This is a genomic window from Curtobacterium sp. WHRI 8282, from assembly GCF_040223925.2.
Lineage (GTDB): Bacteria > Actinomycetota > Actinomycetes > Actinomycetales > Microbacteriaceae > Curtobacterium > Curtobacterium flaccumfaciens.
In genome coordinates, this window is record NZ_JBEHCD020000002.1 from 608,453 (window position 1) to 627,610 (window position 19,158).

The 19,158-nt window shown below is 70.5% G+C and carries 17 protein-coding genes and 1 tRNA gene; 12 read left to right on the forward strand and 6 right to left on the reverse strand.

Annotated elements, in window-relative coordinates:
- Positions 1 to 113: 113 nt before the first annotated feature.
- From ABRP24_RS09180 to ABRP24_RS09200, 5 genes are all read left to right on the forward strand, one after another.
- Positions 114 to 1,088, forward strand: coding sequence for a carbohydrate ABC transporter permease (locus tag ABRP24_RS09180; RefSeq protein WP_228516654.1), 975 nt, complete (start codon positions 114 to 116; stop codon positions 1,086 to 1,088).
- Positions 1,089 to 1,099: 11 nt separating this feature from the next.
- The gene (locus tag ABRP24_RS09185; RefSeq protein ID WP_175475023.1) at positions 1,100 to 2,041 is read left to right on the forward strand and encodes a carbohydrate ABC transporter permease; all 942 of its coding nucleotides are present in this window, start codon (positions 1,100 to 1,102) and stop codon (positions 2,039 to 2,041) included.
- 26 nt (positions 2,042 to 2,067) lie between these two features.
- The gene (locus tag ABRP24_RS09190) at positions 2,068 to 3,441 is read left to right on the forward strand and encodes a sugar ABC transporter substrate-binding protein (RefSeq protein ID WP_214526761.1); all 1,374 of its coding nucleotides are present in this window, start codon (positions 2,068 to 2,070) and stop codon (positions 3,439 to 3,441) included.
- Positions 3,442 to 3,551: 110 nt separating this feature from the next.
- Positions 3,552 to 4,022 (forward strand): BLUF domain-containing protein, encoded by a 471-nt coding sequence (locus ABRP24_RS09195; protein ID WP_176709271.1) that lies wholly within the window; start codon positions 3,552 to 3,554, stop codon positions 4,020 to 4,022.
- 71 nt (positions 4,023 to 4,093) lie between these two features.
- Positions 4,094 to 4,702, forward strand: coding sequence for a ScbR family autoregulator-binding transcription factor (locus ABRP24_RS09200; protein WP_185974218.1), 609 nt, complete (start codon positions 4,094 to 4,096; stop codon positions 4,700 to 4,702).
- Positions 4,703 to 4,727: 25 nt separating this feature from the next.
- On the opposite strand, the gene ABRP24_RS09205 is transcribed toward ABRP24_RS09200, so the two are convergent.
- From ABRP24_RS09205 to ABRP24_RS09215, 3 genes are all read right to left on the reverse strand, one after another.
- Complete coding sequence (locus ABRP24_RS09205; protein WP_027466101.1) at positions 4,728 to 5,156, reverse strand: BLUF domain-containing protein; 429 nt, start codon at positions 5,154 to 5,156, stop codon at positions 4,728 to 4,730.
- A gap of 89 nt (positions 5,157 to 5,245) precedes the next feature.
- Positions 5,246 to 6,400, reverse strand: coding sequence for an AI-2E family transporter (locus tag ABRP24_RS09210; RefSeq protein WP_349849860.1), 1,155 nt, complete (start codon positions 6,398 to 6,400; stop codon positions 5,246 to 5,248).
- Between the two features lie 10 nt (positions 6,401 to 6,410).
- Positions 6,411 to 7,628, reverse strand: a complete 1,218-nt coding sequence (locus tag ABRP24_RS09215) for an MFS transporter (RefSeq protein ID WP_301625770.1) — start codon at positions 7,626 to 7,628, stop codon at positions 6,411 to 6,413.
- 68 nt (positions 7,629 to 7,696) lie between these two features.
- Here ABRP24_RS09215 and ABRP24_RS09220 point away from each other — a divergent pair, with 68 nt between their 5' ends.
- The 3 genes from ABRP24_RS09220 to ABRP24_RS09230 are packed head-to-tail and all read left to right on the forward strand — an operon-like array spanning position 7,697 to position 9,759.
- Positions 7,697 to 8,443 carry an MSMEG_4193 family putative phosphomutase gene (locus ABRP24_RS09220; RefSeq protein ID WP_138804073.1) on the forward strand — a complete coding sequence of 249 codons (747 nt, stop codon included), beginning with the start codon at positions 7,697 to 7,699 and terminating at the stop codon, positions 8,441 to 8,443.
- A gap of 33 nt (positions 8,444 to 8,476) precedes the next feature.
- Positions 8,477 to 9,004 carry a DUF3090 domain-containing protein gene (locus ABRP24_RS09225; RefSeq protein ID WP_027466105.1) on the forward strand — a complete coding sequence of 176 codons (528 nt, stop codon included), beginning with the start codon at positions 8,477 to 8,479 and terminating at the stop codon, positions 9,002 to 9,004.
- Positions 9,001 to 9,759, forward strand: a complete 759-nt coding sequence (locus tag ABRP24_RS09230) for an SCO1664 family protein (RefSeq protein WP_111057592.1) — start codon at positions 9,001 to 9,003, stop codon at positions 9,757 to 9,759. The genes ABRP24_RS09225 and ABRP24_RS09230 overlap by 4 nt, the downstream gene beginning before the upstream one ends.
- A 71-nt stretch (positions 9,760 to 9,830) precedes the next feature.
- Here the strand turns inward: ABRP24_RS09230 and ABRP24_RS09235 are convergent, their stop codons facing one another.
- Together ABRP24_RS09235 and ABRP24_RS09240 are read right to left on the reverse strand one after the other, a co-directional pair.
- Complete coding sequence (locus tag ABRP24_RS09235) at positions 9,831 to 11,849, reverse strand: VWA domain-containing protein (protein WP_349849857.1); 2,019 nt, start codon at positions 11,847 to 11,849, stop codon at positions 9,831 to 9,833.
- A complete protein-coding gene (locus ABRP24_RS09240; RefSeq protein ID WP_027466108.1) occupies positions 11,842 to 13,227 on the reverse strand; it encodes an AAA family ATPase in 1,386 nt (461 codons plus the stop codon). Before ABRP24_RS09240 ends, ABRP24_RS09235 begins: the two co-directional genes overlap by 8 nt.
- A gap of 210 nt (positions 13,228 to 13,437) precedes the next feature.
- Here ABRP24_RS09240 and ABRP24_RS09245 point away from each other — a divergent pair, with 210 nt between their 5' ends.
- From ABRP24_RS09245 to ABRP24_RS09260, 4 genes are all read left to right on the forward strand, one after another.
- The gene (locus ABRP24_RS09245) at positions 13,438 to 14,892 is read left to right on the forward strand and encodes an MFS transporter (protein WP_371836744.1); all 1,455 of its coding nucleotides are present in this window, start codon (positions 13,438 to 13,440) and stop codon (positions 14,890 to 14,892) included.
- Positions 14,893 to 15,061: 169 nt separating this feature from the next.
- Positions 15,062 to 15,742, forward strand: coding sequence for a GntR family transcriptional regulator (locus ABRP24_RS09250; protein ID WP_349849855.1), 681 nt, complete (start codon positions 15,062 to 15,064; stop codon positions 15,740 to 15,742).
- A 201-nt stretch (positions 15,743 to 15,943) separates the two neighbouring features.
- Positions 15,944 to 17,230: an LCP family protein gene (locus tag ABRP24_RS09255; protein WP_349849853.1), complete on the forward strand. Its 1,287-nt coding sequence runs from the start codon at positions 15,944 to 15,946 to the stop codon at positions 17,228 to 17,230.
- A 508-nt stretch (positions 17,231 to 17,738) separates the two neighbouring features.
- Positions 17,739 to 17,828: transfer RNA gene (locus ABRP24_RS09260), tRNA-Ser, on the forward strand.
- Positions 17,829 to 17,894: 66 nt separating this feature from the next.
- Here the strand turns inward: ABRP24_RS09260 and ABRP24_RS09265 are convergent.
- Entirely contained in the window at positions 17,895 to 19,085 is a 1,191-nt protein-coding gene (locus tag ABRP24_RS09265) for an MFS transporter (RefSeq protein WP_349849851.1), read from the reverse strand.
- Positions 19,086 to 19,158 lie beyond the last annotated feature (73 nt).

Consider the following 19,158-nt stretch of genomic DNA (forward strand, 5'->3'; position numbering starts at 1 on the left):
GACAACCCCCGTCCACAGCACGGAATCGTACTCTTGCCAGCAGTGGTCCCCACGTGTAGATTCCCGGCTCACGGACTGCTGCACGTCAGTCCACCGCAGACGAAGGAGTCGCGATGGCAACCGAGAGCCCTGTGTCGTCACCCTTGACGACCGCCAGCACGAGACGGAGGAGTCGGTCCGCCGACCTCGCCCGTGCCCGCACCACCGCACCACGGCGCCGCCCCAGGAACGACCTGTGGCTCGCGCTCGTCTTCATCGCCCCGGCAGCCGTCGGGTTCGCGGTGTTCCTCGCCTGGCCGACCGTGCGGGGCATCTACCTGAGCTTCACCTCGTACAACCTGCTCACCGAGCCCGAGTTCACCGGCCTGCAGAACTACGCCCGCCTGGTGCAGGACTCGATCTTCTGGCACTCGATGGTGGTGACCGTCGAGTACGTGCTCATCAACATCGTCATCCAGACCGTCGTCGCGCTGTTCATCGCCGTGATGATGCACCGCCTGACCAAGTCGACCTTCGTGCGCGGCATCGTGCTCGCGCCGTACCTGGTGTCGAACGTCGTCGCCGCCCTCGTCTGGCTCTGGATCCTCGACACCCAGCTCGGCATCGGCAACGAGATGCTCGCCGCACTCGGGCTCGACCGCATCCCGTTCCTGCAGAGCGACGTCTGGGGCATCCCCTCGATCGCGCTCATCAACGTCTGGCGGCACGTCGGCTACACGGCGCTGCTCATCTTCGCCGGCCTGCAGTCGCTGCCCGAGACCGTGTACGAGGCCGGACGCATCGACGGTGCCAGCGAGTGGAAGATGTTCTGGCGCATCACGGTGCCGCTGCTCCGCCCGATCCTGTCCCTGGTGCTGATCATCACCGTGATCGGGTCGTTCCAGGTGTTCGACACCGTCGCCGTCACCACGCAGGGCGGCCCCGCGAACGCCACGAACGTCGTGCAGAACTACATCTACAACCTGGCGTTCGGCCGGTTCCAGTTCGGCTACGCGTCCGCGGTCTCGGTCGCGCTCCTCATCGTCCTCAGCATCATCACGATCATCCAGTACCGACTCACCCGCTCGGGTGAGTCCGACCTGGACTGAACGGAAGCGCCATGACCACGACACTCACCCGTTCCGTCACCACGTCCCGCCCGCCGCGGATGGGGGCCGGCCACCGTCGTCGCCCGTCGCTCGGCCGCGTGCTCGCCTGGGTCGCGATGATCCTCGTCATCGTCGTCACCCTGTTCCCGTTCTACTGGATCCTGCGCACCGCGCTGTCGTCGAACACCGCGATCAACTCCGACCCCACCTCGCTGCTGCCCGTCGGGTTCAGCCTGGGCGGGTTCGAGCGGGTCTTCGGCCTGCAGTCCACCGAAGAGGCATTGGCCCAGGGCGGGTCCGGCGCCGCGCTGAACTTCTGGCGGTACCTGCTCAACTCGATCCTGGTGTCGACGCTCGTCACCGTCGGCCAGGTGTTCTTCTCGGCAGCGGCCGCCTACGCCTTTGCCCGGCTGCGCTGGCCCGGTCGCGACAAGGTGTTCGGGGTGTTCCTGGCCGGCCTGATGGTCCCCGCGATCTTCACGCTGCTGCCGAACTTCACGCTCATCAAGCAGCTCGGGCTCGTTGACAACCTGCTCGGCATCGCCCTGCCGACGATGTTCATGACTCCGTTCGCAGTGTTCTTCCTGCGGCAGTTCTTCCTCGGTATCTCGAAGGAGGTCGAAGAGGCGGCGCTGATCGACGGCGCCGGCAAGGTCCGCGTGTTCTTCCGGCTGGTCATCCCGATGGCGGCGGCCCCGATCGCCACCCTCGCCGTGCTGACGTACATCACGAGCTGGAACGACTACTTCTGGCCGCTCATGGTGTCGTACACCGACAACTCACGGGTGCTGACCGTCGCGCTCGGCGTCTTCAAGTCGCAGACCCCGCAGTCCGGTACCGACTGGGCCGGGCTCATGGCCGCGACCCTGGTGGCGGCGCTCCCGATGATCCTGCTGTTCGGCGTCTTCGCCAAGCGGATCGTCAACTCCATCGGCTTCTCCGGGATCAAGTGACCCGGCTGTCGGACAGGACGAACACCATGACGAACCAACTGACCCGCCGCACGCTCTTCGCCGGCGGCGCCTCTGCACTGGCCCTCGGCGCGCTCGCCGCCTGCTCGTCGCCCGGTCGCCGCACGACGAACCGGTCGGGTGCGCGGACCGTGAGCTACTGGCTCTGGGACGCCAACCAGCAGCCTGCGTACCAGGCCGTCGCCGACGCGTTCCACCGCGCGAACCCGGACATCACCGTGAAGATCACCCAGCTCGGGTGGAACGACTACTGGACCAAGCTCACCGCGGGCTTCATCGCCGGCACCGCGCCCGACGTCTTCACCGACCACCTGACGAAGTTCCCGCAGTACGCCGACCTCGACGTGCTCTACAAGCTCGACGAACTCGACGCCACGAAGGGCATCCGTGACGACGACTACCAGTCCGGGCTCGCCGAACTGTGGAAGGGCCAGGACGGCCACCGCTACGGCTCCCCGAAGGACTGGGACACCGTCGCGATGTTCTACGACAAGAAGGCGATGGCGAAGGCCGGGGTCTCCGCCGAAGAACTCGGGTCGCTCGCGTGGAACCCGGACGACGGCGGCACGTTCGAGCGGATGCTCGCGCGGCTGACGGTGGACTCGAAGGGCCGACGCGGCGACGAGGACGGCTTCGACAAGGACGACGTCGCCGTCTACGGCATCTCGTCGAACGGCTCGGGCGGCGACGGCTTCGGACAGACCCAGTGGTCGCCGTTCACCGGATCGGTCGACTGGTTCTACACGAACGAGAACCCCTGGGGCGACAAGTTCCGCTACGACGAGCGGATCGTGCAGGACACGCTCGCCTGGTACTACCGGCTGGCCGAGAAGGGCTACATGGCGAAGTACGGGGTGTTCTCCACCACGACCGGGCCCGAGGTCCAGCTCGGCGCCGGCAAGTGCGCGCTGTCCTTCAACGGCTCGTGGATGATCGGCTCGTACCTCGGCATGGAGGACCTCGACGTCGCGGTCGCCCCGACCCCGATCGGCCCGTCGGGCCACCGTGCGTCGATGTTCAACGGGCTCGGCGACTCGATCACGAAGCAGGCGAAGGACCCCGAGGCCGCGGCGAAGTGGGTGGCGTTCCTGGGCAGCGACGAGGCGCAGCGGATCGTCGGTGAGAGCGGGATCGTGTTCCCCGCTCGTCCCGCGGGCACCGAGGCCGCGGTGGCGTCGTTCCGGAAGCGCGGGCTCGACGTCTCGGCGTTCACCCGGCAGGTCGAGGAGGACACCACGTTCCTGTTCCCGGTCACGAAGAACCCCGCCGATGTGCAGGCCCTGCTGCAGCCCGCCTTCGACGACGTCTACGCGAACGGCAAGCCGATCTCGACGCTGACCGGGGTCAACGAACAGGTCAACAACCTGCTCGCCCTCACCTGATCGAAACCCGACACCCGACACCCCGCCCGTCGTCCGCATGCCGCACCCTCCGGTGCGGTGTGCGGACGACTCGTTGACCGTGCCGCCGACCACGATCCAGACTGCAGGGGATGACTTCGCTCACCTCCCTCGTCTACATGTCCGTCGCCGTCGACGACCTGACCGACGACCAGCTGGTCGCCATGCTGCGTGAGGCGCGGCTCCGCAACCACGCGCTCGGCATCTCCGGGCTCCTGCTCGCCAAGGGCGGCCGCTTCATGCAGGTGCTCGAGGGTCCGGTCTGGAGCGTCGAGGACCGCTTCGCCGCGATCGAGCGCGACCCGCGGCACACCGGAGTGAAGTCGCTGTCGCGTGAGTCCATCAGCACGCGTCGGTTCGACGGCTGGGCGATGGCGTTCGGCAGCCCGACCGGGGACGAGCTCCGTGACGAGCCCGGGTTCAGCACCTTCCTCAGCGACCGCACCGGTCTGCCGACCGGGGTGGCGGGCACGCCCGCCGACTGGCTGCTCCGCTGGTTCCGTGGCCGCGACCTGCAGGACCTGCCCGAGGAGCGCATCACGCTCGGCCGGCATGCGGCCTGAGACGCACCACCCCTCGGACTGGAGGCGCGGTGCCAGCTGGCACCGTCCCTCCAGGCTGTGAGACTGGTCACGTGGAACGACGTGAGCAGATCCTGGTGGCCGCGGCGGAGGAGTTCGACCGCGTCGGCTTCGCCGGCGCGACCATCGCGGGCATCGCCCGCACGGCGGGCGTCTCGCAGGGCACGCTGCACTTCCACTTCCCGACGAAGCTCGCCCTCGCGCTCGGTGTCATCGGCGAGCAGAACGCCCGCACCTTCGACGTCGTCAGCCACACCGACAGCTCGCCGGTCGCCGCCCTGATCGGAGCGTCGCACGGCATCGCCGACCTGCTCCGGACCGACCCGATCGTGCGGGCGGGCATCCGGCTGTCGCTGGAGCGCGGCGAGTTCCAGACCGCGACGCTGAGCTTCTACGAGCAGTGGATCGGCGGGATCGTCGACGTGTTCCGGTTGGCGATCGCGAGCGGGGAACTCCGGACGGACCTGACCGCGGAGCAGCTCGGATCGACGGTGGTGCCGTACTTCACCGGCGTGCAGCTCGTGTCCGACGTCCGGACGCGGCGCACCGACCTGATGCCGGCGGTGGCGACGATGTGGCGCGTGGTGATCGCGGCGACGGCGGACCCGAAGCACCGCGACCGGCTGCTCGCCGTCGTCGAGGACGCGTTCGGCGGAGGCTGATCCGGCGACGGCGTCCTGGGTCGGGTCAGAGGTCGTGCAGCTCGCGGTCGCGGAACCACTTCAGCAGCCAGGCCGCACTGGTCCGGTCGAACGAGCGCGGGAAGTCCATCGTTCCGGACAGGAAGGGACTGAAGCCCTCCTCGGAACGGAGGTCCGAGTCGTCGAGCGCGCGGTAGGCCATCGACCAGCCGTCGAACCGTCGGCGCTCGATGTCCTCGCGCACGAGTGACTTGACCTCACCGTGACGGCGGTCCTTCGCGATCACGTCGTACCGGTCCTGCACGCTCCACGCCGGACCCTCGAGCAGCTGCATGAACCGGCCGCCCTTGGCGAGCAGGAGCCCGGAGACCCCGAGCGCCTCGTTGCGCAGCCGTGACTCCGCGAGCAGCACCGCCATGGCCTGGTCGTCGAAGGGGACGACGGCACGGCTCATGTAGACGATGGAGACGAGCACTCCTCCATCCTGCTGGGTGGAAGGCCGCTGCGCGAAGCGGATGTCCGCAACGCGCCCCGCGGATCGGCGCCGCAGATCGCCTCCGCGGATCAGCCCTGCGGCAGCTCGTGCGCGGTGACGTCCTCGTTGCGCTTCTTCCGCCACGGTCGTGCCGGGGTGTTCGGGCCGTCCCACACCAGGATCGCGCCCCAGGCGGCGGCGATCAGCGGCACCGAGATGATCGCGCCGGTGATGCCGGCGAGGACGGTGCCGGCGGTCAGCCCGATCAGGATGACGAGGCCGTGCAGCTTGAGGGTGCGCCCCATCAGGACCGGCTGCAGCAGGTTGCCCTCGAGCTGGTTCACCAGCACCACGATGCCGATCACGATGAGCGCCTGCACCGGGCCGAGGGCCACGAGCGCGACCAGGGCGGCGAGGACGCCGGCGGCGGTGGCACCGACGATCGGGATGAACGCGGTGATGAAGACGATGACGGCCAGCGGCAGGGCGAGCGGGACGCCGACGATGGCGATGCCGACTCCGATGCCGATCGCGTCGACCGCCGCGACCGTGGCCGTGCCGCGGACGTACCCGCCGAGGGTCGAGACGACCCGGTCGCCGACGCGGCGTGCACGGGCGTAGCGCTCACCGGTGAAGGGGCGGAGCAGGAACTCCCAGATGCTCGGGCCGTCCTTCAGGAAGAAGAACAGCACGACGATCATCAGGACGAGCCCGGTCAGGAAGTTCGCGGTGGCCGACGCACCCGCGAGCGCACCGGAGCCGAACTGCGCGCTGGTGACGAAGTCGGACGCCGACGCGACAGCGTCGTCGATCTGCTTGTCGGAGATCGAGAACGGCAGGTTCTTCGCGAACGTCTGCAGCTGCTGGAACCCGTCGACGGCGGACTTCTGCAGCTGTGCCCACTGGTTCTCGACCGCGACGACGATGAGCCAGCCGATCAGCCCGAGGATCGCGAGGACGCCGATGAGCACCGCGAGGGTGGCCAGCACCGACGGCACCCGGTGCCTGCGGAGCCACGACACCACGGGGTGCATGGCCGACGCGATGATGAGCGCGAGGAGCACGGGGATCGTGACGACGCTCAGGACGTTGCTCGCCCAGACGATGCCGGCGACGACCACCACGACGATGATCAGCTGCAGGCAGCGGGTCGCGAGGTGCCCGGCGGAGTCGGACCACGCGGCCTGGACCCTGGACGGAGCGGCTGGGGTGATCGGGCGTGGAGCGTCGCGGAAGAACGGCATGCCCGAGACGCTACCGACCGGACGGCCGACGCGCCGGTTCCGCCGGTTCGATCGTCCGCCCGGTGTCCCGTCCCCGCGTCGCCGGGGCGACCACGAACGCGGCGACCAGCAGGACCAGGGGCACGAGCATCGCCGTCTGCAGGCCGAGGTGCTCCCCGACGAACCCGAGCAGCGGCGGCCCCACCAGGAACGCGATGTACCCGGCCGTGGCCACCACCGACACCCGGCGGTCGCCGTCGGTGGGGTGATCGCCCGCGGCGGAGATCGACAGCGGGAACCCGAGGGCGATGCCGAGCCCCCAGACACCGGCGGCGGCCGCGGTGACGACCGGACTCGGTGACAGCACGACGAGCAGGACCCCCACCGCACCGACCGCGGCACAGACCCGGACGACCGGGGCGCGACCGAACCGGGCGACGAGCGGGGTGCCGGCCGCACGACCGATGAGCATGGCGAGGGCGAACCCGGTGAACACGAGGGACCCGACCGACTCCGGGGCGTCGTGGTCGGTGGTCATCAACAACGGGAGCCAGTCGCTCGCGGCACCCTCGGCGAAGGCCATCGCCAGGGTGATCACGGCGATCATGGCGAGCTGCACGGTGAGGACGGAGCGGCGGGCTCCCCGACGGGTGCCACGGGCAACGGCAGGCGCATCGGTCGGTGCGTCACGGGGCACCGGCCGCAGGTTCAGCGCAGCGAACACCGCCAGCGCGGCCATCACCGCGGCGCCGACGAGCAGGTGCACCCGGACCGGGGTCCCCGCCGCCGTCATGGCGATGCCGACGACCCCACCGACCACGCTGCCGAGGCTGAAGCAGGCGTGCAGCACCGGCACGACCGGTCGCCCGATCTGCCGTTCGACCGCGGCGGCCTCGACGTTCAGCCCGATCTCGGCGACGCCCGCCCCGAAGCCGATCAGGAACAGCCCGACCCAGACCCCGGCGGCGACCTGCGCCGGGGCGAGCAGCGCGACGAGCACCATGCCGACGACGGGCAGGGCGCCCCCGAGCAGGATGAGCGGGCGGTTCCCGGTCCGTCGCACCAGGGCTCCGGCGCCGAGGATCCCGATCATCGAGCCGATCGACAGCCCGAGCAGGACGAGGCCCATCGCCTCGATCGAGGCACCGAGTTCGTCGCGGATCGCGGGCGTCCGGGTGATCCACGTCGCGATCCCGAACCCGGTCACCGTCGACGTGGCGAAGAGTGCGAGTCGATGCCGCCCGGCCATGCCCCCATCTGATCGGTCCCCGGGCGGCCCGTCAAGGGTGACCGCGTCCCGCGCCTAGGATCGGGCGCATGGCGACCGTCCTCCTCGTCCGTCACGGACGCACCACCGCGAACGCCACCGGCGTCCTGGCCGGACGCACCGCCGGCGTGCGACTCGACGCCGTCGGCCGCACCCAGGCCGAGCGGACCGCGGAGCGCATCGCCGCGGTGCCCGTCGTCGCCGTGGTGTCGAGTCCGCTCGAGCGCTGCCGGCAGACCGCCCGCGCGATCCTGGACCGGCAGACGGACGGGCAGACGGACCGGCAGACCGGTGCACCCGCCTCGCTGATCGAGCGGGCCATCACCGAGGCCGACTACGGGCAGTGGCAGGGCCGGAAGCTCGCCGACCTGGCGAAGGAGCCCCTCTGGCGCACGGTGCAGGCGAACCCGAGCGCCGTCGTGTTCCCCGGTGGTGAGTCCATGCAGACGATGCAGTCCCGGGCCGTCGCGGCCGTTCGGCGCATCGACGCCGAGGTCGAGGCGGAGCACGGACCCGGCGCCGTCTGGGTCGCGGTGAGCCACGGCGACATCATCAAGAGCGTCCTCGCCGACGCGTTCGGCATGCACCTGGACCTGTTCCAGCGCATCGGCGTCGGCCCGGCCTCGGTGTCCGTCGTGCGCTACGGCGAGCACCGCCCCGAGGTCGTCGCGACGAACACCGAGTCCGGTGACCTGTCCTGGCTGCGCACCGCCCCGGCACCCAGCGGGGACGCCGCGGTCGGCGGCGGCGCGGGCAACCCGGCACCCGACGCGCCCGCGGGTCCTGCCCGACCCTGAACGGCCGGAGCCGAGCGCTCCTACAATGCGGGTATGCCCACCATCGTCCACGGCTTCGACTGGCCGGACCGCCTCGTCGTCGGCACCATCGGCCGTCCGGGTGAGCGCGCCTTCTACATCCAGGCCCGCTCCGGTCGGCGCGTCACCAGCGTCGCGCTCGAGAAGGAGCAGACCGCCGTGCTCGCCGACAAGATCGACGAGCTCCTCGACGAGGTCGCGACCGTCGACGACAACCGCTTCAGTGTGCCGCCGTCGGTGCCTGCCGAGCTCCGCGACCCGGAGCCGCTCGACCAGCCCGTCGAGGCCGAGTTCCGCGCCGGAGCCCTGAGCCTGGGCTTCGACCCGGCCACCGCGCAGGTCGTCATCGAGGCATACCCGATCGACGACGAGGTCGAGATCGTGTCCGAGGAGAGCGAGGACGGCATCGAGATCGAGGCCGTCGTCGAGATCCCCGAGCCCGCCGAGCTGTTCCAGGTGAAGATCCCGGTCGGCACCGCCCGGGCCTTCGTCGAGCGCACGCGCGAGGTCGTCGCCGCCGGTCGTCCGCCCGGCGACGCATGAGCGACGGCTCGCTCTCCGTCCGGGCGCGCATCCGCGAGGCGTCCAACGCCACCTTCCTCGCCGAACTCGACGGTGCGACCGTCGTCTACAAGCCCATCGAGGGCGAGCGCCCGCTGTGGGACTTCCCGGACGGCACGCTCGCCGGCCGCGAGATCGCCGCGCACCTGGTCTCCGAGGCGTTCGGCTGGGGGGTCGTGCCGCCCACGTGGATGGGTGACGGTCCGTTCGGGCCCGGCATGGTGCAGCGCTGGCAGGACGTCGACCCCGAGCAGGACGCCGTCGACCTGGTGACGCCGGAGCTCGCCGAGGCAGCGGATTCGCCCTGGCTGCCCGTGCTCGAGGCCATCGACGAACACGACCAGCCCGTCACGCTCGTGCACGAGGACTCCGAGGCCCTGCGCCGGATGGCCGTCTTCGACGTCGTCGTGAACAACGCCGACCGCAAGGGCGGGCACGTGCTGGCGATGCCCGACGGCCACCGCTTCGGCGTCGACCACGGGCTCACCTTCCACGTCGAGCACAAGCTCCGGACGGTCCTGTGGGGCTGGATCGGGGAGCCCCTCGGGCCGGACGAGCTCGAGGGCCTCGACCGCGTGTCCGAGGCCCTGCGCGGTGGTCTCGGCGACGAGCTCGCCGAGCACCTGACGGACGAGGAGATCGACACGCTCCGGGCGCGCTGCGCGGCCCTGCGTGCCGTCGGGATCTTCCCGCCGCCACCCGGTCACGGCCCCGCCGTGCCCTGGCCACTGTTCTAGACGCGATCGGTCGACAGCCTGGAGGAACGTGACGGGCCCGCCACGGGCCTCCAGGCTGTACGTGGCTGGCTTCAGAGCCCCCAGTCGTCGCGGAAGAGCGCGCCGCCGGCCCCGCGACGCGAGCCGAGGTACGAGCCGACCACAGCGACCCCGAGGTCGTCGTTCTCCGGTGCCACGACGCTGCCGTCCACGCGCTTCGCCATCGCGTCGATGAACCGGGCGAGCCCCGGGTCCTCGCCGAGCCGGAAGAACGTCGTCTGGGCGCCGAGGCGTCCGGCGTTCTCGAGCTCCCGCACGGTCAGCGCGATCGTCACCGGGTCGGGCGGGTAGTCGAACCAGACCTGCCCGTTCGGCTCGAGGTGCGACGTCGGCTCGCCGTCGGTGACGATGAGGAGCACCGGTTGGGCCGTGGGGTGCTTGCGGAAGTGCCGGTTGGCGAGCAGCAGGGCGTGGTGCAGGTTCGTGCCCTTGTCCCACATCGCGTCGAGACCGACGAGCTGTTCGACGTCCATCACCTCGGCCTCGCGACCGAAGGCGATGAGCTGCAGGTCGTCGCCGCGGAACCGGGTCGACACCAGGGTGTGCAGCGCGAGGGCGGTGCGCTTCATCGGCACCCAGCGGTCCTCCATCGCCATCGAGAACGACGTGTCGACGAGCAGCGCGACGCAGGCCTGGGTGCGTGCCTCGGTCTCCTGCACCTCGACGTCCTCGATGCTCAGGCGCACGCCCGCACCCTGTCGACCGCTGGCCGCCGTCCGCACCACGGCGTTCGTGATCGTGCGGGGGATGTCCCACGGCTCGGTGTCGCCGAACGCCCACTGCCGCGACGCCCCCGAGGGTTCGCCCGCGGCGCCCGAGCGACGGAGGTCCCGCGCGCCCTGGCGACCGGACATCCGCTGGGCGACGTCCTTGAGCAGGCTCTTGCCGAGCTGCCGCATCGCCTTCGGGGTGAGCCGGAGCTGCCCGTCGGCTCCGCGGCGCATCGCCCCGGAGTTCCGGAGCGCCTGCTCGAGGCGCTGCAGGGTCTTCGCGTCGACCGCCGCCTCGTCGCCGAGCTGCCGGGACAGCGCGTCGAGGTCCAGGTCGTCGAGCTCCGAGCCCGGCCCGGACTGGGCGAGCTGGTCGGCGAGGGCGTCGAGGTCCGCGATGTCCTGGAACACCCCGGTGCCGTCGCCCAGCCCGAGGCCCTGTTCGCCCTCCATGCGCTCGGATCCGCCCCAGTCCTCGCCGGGACGCAGCGCGCGCAGGGTGTCGTCGAGCTGGGACAACTGCCCCATCAGGTCGGGGGAGCCGAAGGCCTGCTGGGCGAGGGCGTCGAGTTCGTCCCGCTGCTCCTGGGTCATCGAGTTCCGCATGCGCTGTGCCGCGGCCGCGCGGGCTGCCAGGTCGTCGAGCAGCTCGTCGACGTTCGCAGGGTTCGACGGGAAGTACTCCCCGTGCTGGTCCATGAAGTCGTCGAACTGCTGCCGGGTGTCCTCGCCGCGGGCGTGCGCCTCGAGCAGGGCGTTGAGGTCCTGCATCATCGCGCTGACCGCGGCCCGGTCCTGGTCGGTGGCATCCTCGAGCGCCTGCTTCATGCCGGCGAAGCGCTGGTCGAGCACCTCGCGGCCGAGCAGGTCCTTGATCTCGTCGTACTCCTGGCGCGCGGTCGGGCTCGTCCAGTCGTAGTCGCCGAGTTCCTGCACCGCGGCGGCGGGGGAGGGCGACAGGCTGTCGAGCTGCAGTTCGGCCAGGGCCCGGTCGCCGTCGTCGAGGTCGACGTTGCGGGCGAGCTCCCCGCGCTCGGCGAGCAGCGCCTGGTCAAGGAGCTCGCGCACCTGCTGCAGGGTGCCGTCGAGGTTGTTCCTGCTCGTCAGCTCGCGGCGGCGCTCGGCCACCCGTCGGGCCAGGTCGTCGAGGCCGCGCTGCGTCCGGCCGCCGCGTCGCAGGAACTCCCGCATCGCGCGCTCGGGCGACGTGCCGCCCATCACGTCCTGCCCGATGGCGTCGAGCGCCTCCGCTAGGTCGACCGGAGCGGCGAGCGGGTCCGGTCCGTCGGTGTACCGGCCGTACCGGGTGTCGCGCGTCAGGCGCCGGTTCTGCCTAGCCATAGACGGCTTCGCCCCCGCCGGACTCCTTGCTGATGCGCCGGGCCAGGAACAGCCCCTCGAGGGCGAGCTCGATCGCGCCGGCGCGTTCGCCGTCGTTCGTGGCACCCATCCGGTCGCACACCTGGTCGTACAGGTCGGACTCACCGATCGACGGCAGGCCTTCGAGGAACGCCCGGGCGCTGACCTGCTCGCCCGTGGTCACCATCGTGCCGCCGTCGAGCGCGTCCACGAGCACCGCGAAGTCGAGGCCTTTGAACCGGGAGCGCACGGTCTCGGCGGTCGCGGTGCGGAGCAGGTGCTCGAGGACCTCGTCGGCCCGGTCCTCTTCGCCGTTCTCGAACTCGATCTTGCCGCCGAGGACGTCCACCGCGGTCTCGAGGTCGATCGGCCGCGCGACCGCCTCGTCCTCGCCCTGGCGTGCTGCGCGGTGCACCGCGGCGGCGGACACCGTCTCGGCACCGGCGATCGCGAACCGGGCGCTCACACCGCTGCGCTGGTCGACGGCGCTCGAACCACGCAGTGCCCGGGTGAACCGGGCCAGGATCTCGATCAGGGCGTCGGGGACCTCGGCCGTCAGCTGGGCCTCCTGCCGGATGACGGCGATCTCGTCGTCGAGCTCGATCGGGTAGTGCGTGCGGATCTCGGCGCCGAAGCGGTCCTTCAGCGGTGTGATGATCCGGCCGCGGTTCGTGTAGTCCTCGGGGTTCGCGCTCGCCACGACGAGCACGTCGAGCGGCAGACGCAGCACGTAGCCGCGGATCTGGACGTCGCGCTCCTCCATCACGTTGAGCATCGCGACCTGGATGCGTTCGGCCAGGTCGGGCAGCTCGTTGATCGCGACGATGCCACGGTGCCCGCGGGGGACGAGCCCGAAGTGGATGGTCTCCGGGTCGCCCAGGCTGCGGCCCTCGGCGACCTTCATCGGGTCGACGTCGCCGATCAGGTCGGCGACGCTCGTGTCCGGTGTCGCGAGCTTCTCGACGTAGCGGTCGTCGCGGTGCCGCCAGCTGATCGGCAGGGCGTCGCCGAGGTCGTCGGCACGCCGGATGCTCGCGGTGGTGATCGGTTCGTACGGGTGCTCGCCGAGTTCGGAGCCGGTGATGACCGGTGTCCACTCGTCGAGCAGGCCCTGCAGGGTGCGGAGCAGCCGGGTCTTGCCCTGGCCGCGCTCGCCGAGCAGGACGACGTCGTGGCCGGCGATCAGGGCGCGTTCGAGCTGGGGGATGACGGTGGTCTCGAAGCCGTGCAGGCCGGGCCACGGATCGGTGCCCTGGCGCAGGGCGGTGAGCAGGTTGTCGCGGATCTCGGCGCGGACCGTCTTCTGGACGTGACCAGAGGTGCGGAGCTCGCCGACCGTGCGGATGTCAGGTCGGGTCACGTTCTGGACGTTACGCCTTGTCGGACGGGAGGCCCGTGGCGGGGCCCGCCACGGGCCTCCCGACCGTCCGCTTGTGGGTTTCCATCGCACTTGCGATCATTGAGATCCCGGCGACGGAGCCGGATTCGAAGTAGGGGGATCCGGCTCCGCCCCCGGTTGCTCGTTCCGCATCTGAACCACATCGGCGATCTCGGCGTACGGTCCCATTTCGTGAGCAGCGCGAACGCAACCATCAAGAGCCTGGTGCCCGCCAGGATGGACCGCTTGCCGTGGACCCGGTTCCACTGGAGCGTCGTCGTCGGACTCGGCGTGTCCTGGATCCTCGACGGTCTCGAGATCCAGATCGTCTCGAACGCGGGCTTCCAGGCGGACCTGAACCTGTCCACGCAGCAGGTGACGTCCCTCGGCACGATCTACCTGGTCGGCCAGGTCGTCGGTGCCCTCGTGTTCGGGCGCATGTCCGACCGGTTGGGGCGCCGCAAGCTGTTCATCCTGACGCTCGCGATCTACCTGGTCGGTTCGGGCATCGCGGGCCTCGCGCAGGACTTCTGGTTCCTGGCGGCCTTCCGGTTCGTCGCGGGGTTGGGCATCGGCGGTGAGTACGCGGCGATCAACTCGGCGATCGACGAACTCATCCCGGCGAAGTACCGCGGGCACGTCGACATCGCCATCAACGGCACGTACTGGGGCGGTGCCGCACTCGGCGCGTTCGCGAACATCTACCTGCTCGACACGTCCTACTTCGCCGAGAACATCGGCTGGCGCATCGGCTTCTTCCTCGGCCCGGTGCTCGGCATCGCGATCATCTTCCTGCGACGGCACATCCCGGAGAGTCCGCGGTGGCTGATGACGCACGGGCGCGAGGAAGAGGCCGAGGCCACCGTCTCCCGCATCGAGGAGTCGGTGGAGAAGGCGACCGGCAAGCCCCTGCCGGAGGTCGACCAGTCGAAGGCGATGACCGTCACGCCGACCGACCGCGTCGGGTTCCTCGCCATCGCGCGCGTGCTGCTGAAGCAGTACCCGACCCGCACGCTCGTCGGCGCGACGATGATGATCACGCAGGCGTTCCTGTACAACGCGATCTTCTTCACCTACGCCCTGGTCCTGACGAACTTCTTCGGACTGAAGACGGCGGAGACGGCGGTCTACTTCTTCCCGTTCGCGATCGGCAACCTGCTCGGCCCGATCATCCTGGGGCGCTTCTTCGACACCTGGGGTCGTCGCCAGATGATCTTCCTGACGTACCTGGTGTCCGGCCTCGTGCTCGCCACGTCGGCGTTCCTGTTCCGGGCCGACGCGATCTCGGCGACGGTGCAGGTCGCGTTCTGGTGCGTCTCGTTCTTCTTCGCCTCGGCCGGGGCGTCGAGCGCCTACCTGACCGTCAGCGAGATCTTCCCGCTCGAGCTGCGGTCGCAGGCCATCTCGTACTTCTTCGCCCTGGCGCAGATCTTCGGTGCGGTCGCTCCGGCCATCTACGGCGCCTTCATCGGTGACGGGTCGTCGCGGGAGCCGCTGTTCTGGGGGTACTTGCTCGGGTCCGCGGTGATGATCGGCGGCGGCGTGGTGGCCCTGATATTCGGGGTCGACGCCGCGCGGAAGGGGCTCGAGGACGTCACCCAACCGCTCTCGGTGCTCACCGGGGACGCGAAGTCCGACCGGAGGTGAACCCGGCGGCGGCGGTCTGACATTCTGTATTCAGAGTGTTTAGCGCCGCCGTCGCAGCGCTGTCACTGTGCGTGCATGGCACTCCTCCACAGCACGACACCGGCGACCACGATCCACGGCAGCGACCGCCCTCGCCTCGGGGGTGCCGCCCGTGCGTGAACCTGGGGTGATGGAGCACACTCCCGCCCGAGCCGGGGCCGACGGCCTCGATCCCCACGGCCTGCGCCGAAGTCTGCTGCGCGACGCGGTGTTCCTGCGACTGCTCGACAACGTCCTGCGGGGGGAGTACCGCCGTGGGCAGCGGCTGCGGCTCGACACCCTCGCATCGGACATGCGGGTGTCGCGCACGCCGGTGCGCGAAGCCCTCGTGACCCTCGAGTCCCTGCAGCTGGCCAGCGTGCAGCGGTACGTCGGTGTCGTGATCGCGCAGTGGTCGGTCGACCAGATGATCGAGCGACTGCGGATCGCCCAGGCCCTGCTCGTCGATCCGCCGTCGAACTCCGTGGGGTACCACGACCGGTTCGACAAGGCGTGGCTGCGCGAGTGCTGGACCGAAGCCGGTGCCTTCGTCGAACTCGGGGCCTGGTACCTGCGGCGGCGCGGGTCGTCGGTCAGCGGTGACTGGTTGCTGTCGCAGCGCATCGTGCTCGACATGTTCTTCACCGACGACGTCGCCCTGGCGAACGGGATCGACGCCGTTGTGGACCGGCGACGACGGGTCGAGATCGTCGAACGGGCCGCGGACGCCGCGGAGCGAGACGCCCTCGACGACTGCGCCGCGGCGCTCCTCGACCTGTCGTCGGCCCTGATCGCGCTGCCGGACCGCTTCCGGGTGGTCGTGCCGGCCTGAACCGGCGGCGGCTGCGGATCCGCTCAGGTCCGTGTCCGCCGCCGTGGTCCGCAGGTCCCGCCGCCGCGCAGTGCGCGGTCGCGGCGCCCCTCGCACTGGATCGTCAGGCAACGTCGTGGCAGCCTTGACCGGTTGCCGTCCCCGGCGTGTCCACCGACGACAGGAGTGCCCGTGAACGACGTCCGCGATCGATCCCACCGCTTGAACCGAGCACCCGGGATCGCACGGCACGGACGACTGCGGCGCTCGAGCCCCCTCGCGACCGCTGCCAAGACGGTGTCCGCCGTCGTCGCAGTGGCCCTGGTGAGCTCGGTCTCGGTGACGGCGATCGCGGCGAAGCAGGTCACGGACGACCTCGGTGACGGTGTCGAGATCCAGGGCCAGCCCGCACCGCAGGCGCAGGGCGGCGCGAAGCCGCTCAGCGCCTTCACGGGCGGGTTCAACATGCTCGTCGTCGGCACCGACAACGACCCCGACCAGAGCGCGGCGTTCGGGGAGCGCGACGCGACCCTCAACGACGTCAACATCCTGCTGCACGTCTCGGCCGACCACACCAACGCGACCGCGGTGAGCATCCCGCGCGACCTCGTCACGCCGATCCCGGCCTGCAAGAAGACCGACGGCACGGGCACGGCCCCGGCGATGGCCGCGCAGCCGATCAACACCTCGTTCGGCGAGGGTGGCCTGAACTGCGTCACGCAGACGGTCGCCGGGCTGACCGGACTCGACATCCAGTACTCGGCCGCGGTGTCCTTCAAGGGTGTCATCGAGATGTCGAACGCGATCGGCGGCGTGCCCGTCTGCGTCGCCCAGCCGATCACCGACTCGTACACCGGGTTGAACCTGCCCGCCGGTACCTCGACCCTGCAGGGTGACGAGGCCCTGGCGTTCCTGCGCACCCGGCACGGGGTCGGCGACGGGTCGGACCTCGGCCGGATCTCGAGCCAGCAGGTGTTCCTGTCGTCGCTGCTCCGCACCGTGAAGTCGAACGACACCCTCGGTTCGCCGGCCCGCCTGTACAAGCTGGCCCGGGCGGCGGCGTCGAACATGCAGCTGTCCCAGAGCCTGAACGACATCGGGACGATGGTGCAGATGGGCCTGGCGCTCCGGGACCTGCCGCTGGCGCAGGTGAACTTCGTGCAGTACCCGGGCACCACGGGCGGCACCGGTGTCTACGAGGGCAAGGTCGAGCCGACGACGTACCTGGCCGACCGGCTGTTCGCGAAGATCAAGGCCGACCAGTCGTTCTCCCTCGGGGCGGACAGCACGGGCATCGGGTCGGAGACGAGTCCGACGCAGCCGAGTCCGACGCAGCCGAACGCGGCACCCTCGTCGCCAGCGGCTGCGCCGGCGCCCGCGACCCCGGCGACCCCGGCAGCGCCGTCGTCCGCCGCGCCGCGCACCCCCTCGGCGACGCCCGAGACCATCGACGGACTCGAGGGGCAGTCCGCCGACCAGCAGACCTGCTCCAAGGCGTTCGGGTACTGAGGAGCGGCGCGGGCGCGGTTGCTGCGCCTGGCCCCTCGCCCCCTTTCGCGAAAGCGACAGACTGCCGCCGAACATCCGCGGCGCTCTGTCGCCCTGGCGCCAGTGCCGGCCGAGCTCGGCGGCGCAGTGTCGCTTTCGTGGGCCCGACCGTTGCCGTGCGTGCGTGCGCCGTGACGTCAGCAGTGCACCCGCCCCGAACGCAGAAACGGGGGCGCGGTGGTGGGCCGCGCCCCCAGGGGAGTCGCTCCCCGCCGGGCGCCACGCGATCGGGCGCGCCGGGCCCGCACGGGGAACGACGTCGGGTGCTGTGTCGCGACGACGGGGACGAGCCCCGGAACGTGATTGCCGCGTCCCGATGATGCTATGCAGTGGGGTACGCCCCGACAACCCCCACGTGTCCCCACTTCGGGGGACCGAGTGCGACGGGCCGTGCCACGCGCGGGTGTGCGTCGGGTCGAGAGTAGCGCGGTCCTCCTGTATGGTGGTCGCAGCGCTCGCGAGAGTGCTTGGAGACGTCGCATAGTCCGGCCGAGTGCACCACCCTGCTAAGGTGGAGTCCCCTTTGAGGGGACCGAGGGTTCAAATCCCTCCGTCTCCGCACTCCACGAAAGCCCGGTCCGATCGGACCGGGCTTTCGTCGTTCCTGGCGCCCGAAGCGCTCGCGTCAGACCGTCGCGATGCTCCCCGTCGTCGTGGTCCGCACTCCCGCGCGCCCCCGACGCACGGCGCCCATGGCCACGAGCGTCAGCACCACGGCCGCCAGGGTGATCCCCGACCCCGCCCAGATCGGCGACGTGTAGCCGAGCCCGGCGGCGATGGTCAGGCCGCCGATCCAGGCCCCGAGCGCGTTGCCGAGGTTGAACGCGGCGATGTTCGCCCCGCTCGCCAGGGTCGGCGCGTGGTCGGCGTACTGCATCACCCGCGTCTGCAGGGCCGGGACGGTCGCGAACCCGAACGCCCCCATCAACACGAGGGCGATCACGGTGAGCACCGGCGAGGTCGCGACGAGGGCGAACGCCGCGAGCACCACGGTCAGGACGACGAGCACCACGAGCAACGTGCGGTCGATCGAGCGGGCCGCGAGCTTGCCGCCGGCGAAGTTGCCGACGAACAGCCCGATCCCGAACACGATGAGCAGCCACGGCACCGCCGACGACGGGAAGCCGGACACCGAGGTCAGCGTGTACGCGATGTATGTGAAGGCGCCGAACATCCCGCCGTAGCCGAGTACGGTCATGCCGAGCGACAGCCAGACCTGCCCGGACCGGAAGGCGCTGAGTTCGCGGGCGAGCGACGGGACCTCGGTGGAGCGGACCGCGGGGACGAGGACGAGGACGCCGATCAGGGCGACGACACCGATGGCCGCGATCGCCCAGAACGTCGCACGCCAGCCGGCGGCCTGGCCGAGAAAGGTGCCGAACGGTACGCCGAGCACGTTCGAGGCGGTGAGCCCGGTGAACATCAGGGCGACGGCCGACGCGCGCTTTGACCGCTCGACCATGTTCGCGGCGACGACCGAGCCGATGCCGAAGAACGCTCCGTGGCACAGGGCGGCGATGACACGGCCGGTCATCATCACGCCGTAGGTCGGGGCGATCGCGGACAGGGTGTTGCCGACGACGAACAACACGAGCAGCCCGAGCAGGACCGGCTTGCGGGGGAGCCGGGTGGTCGCGGCGGTGAGCCCGAGGGCCCCGACGATCACCGCCAGGGCGTACCCGGTGACGAGCCAGCCGGCGGTGGTCTCGGTGACGCCGTAGTCGGCCGCCACCTCGGGCAGCAGGCCGGTGATGACGAACTCGGTCAGCCCGATGCCGAATCCGCCGAGTGCGAGGGCGATGAGTCCCGCGGGCATGGATGTCCTTCCGTTGTGGAGCTGTGCCGCGTACGCTGGTTGTTGCAGACGCGGGATATCGATAGTTGCACAC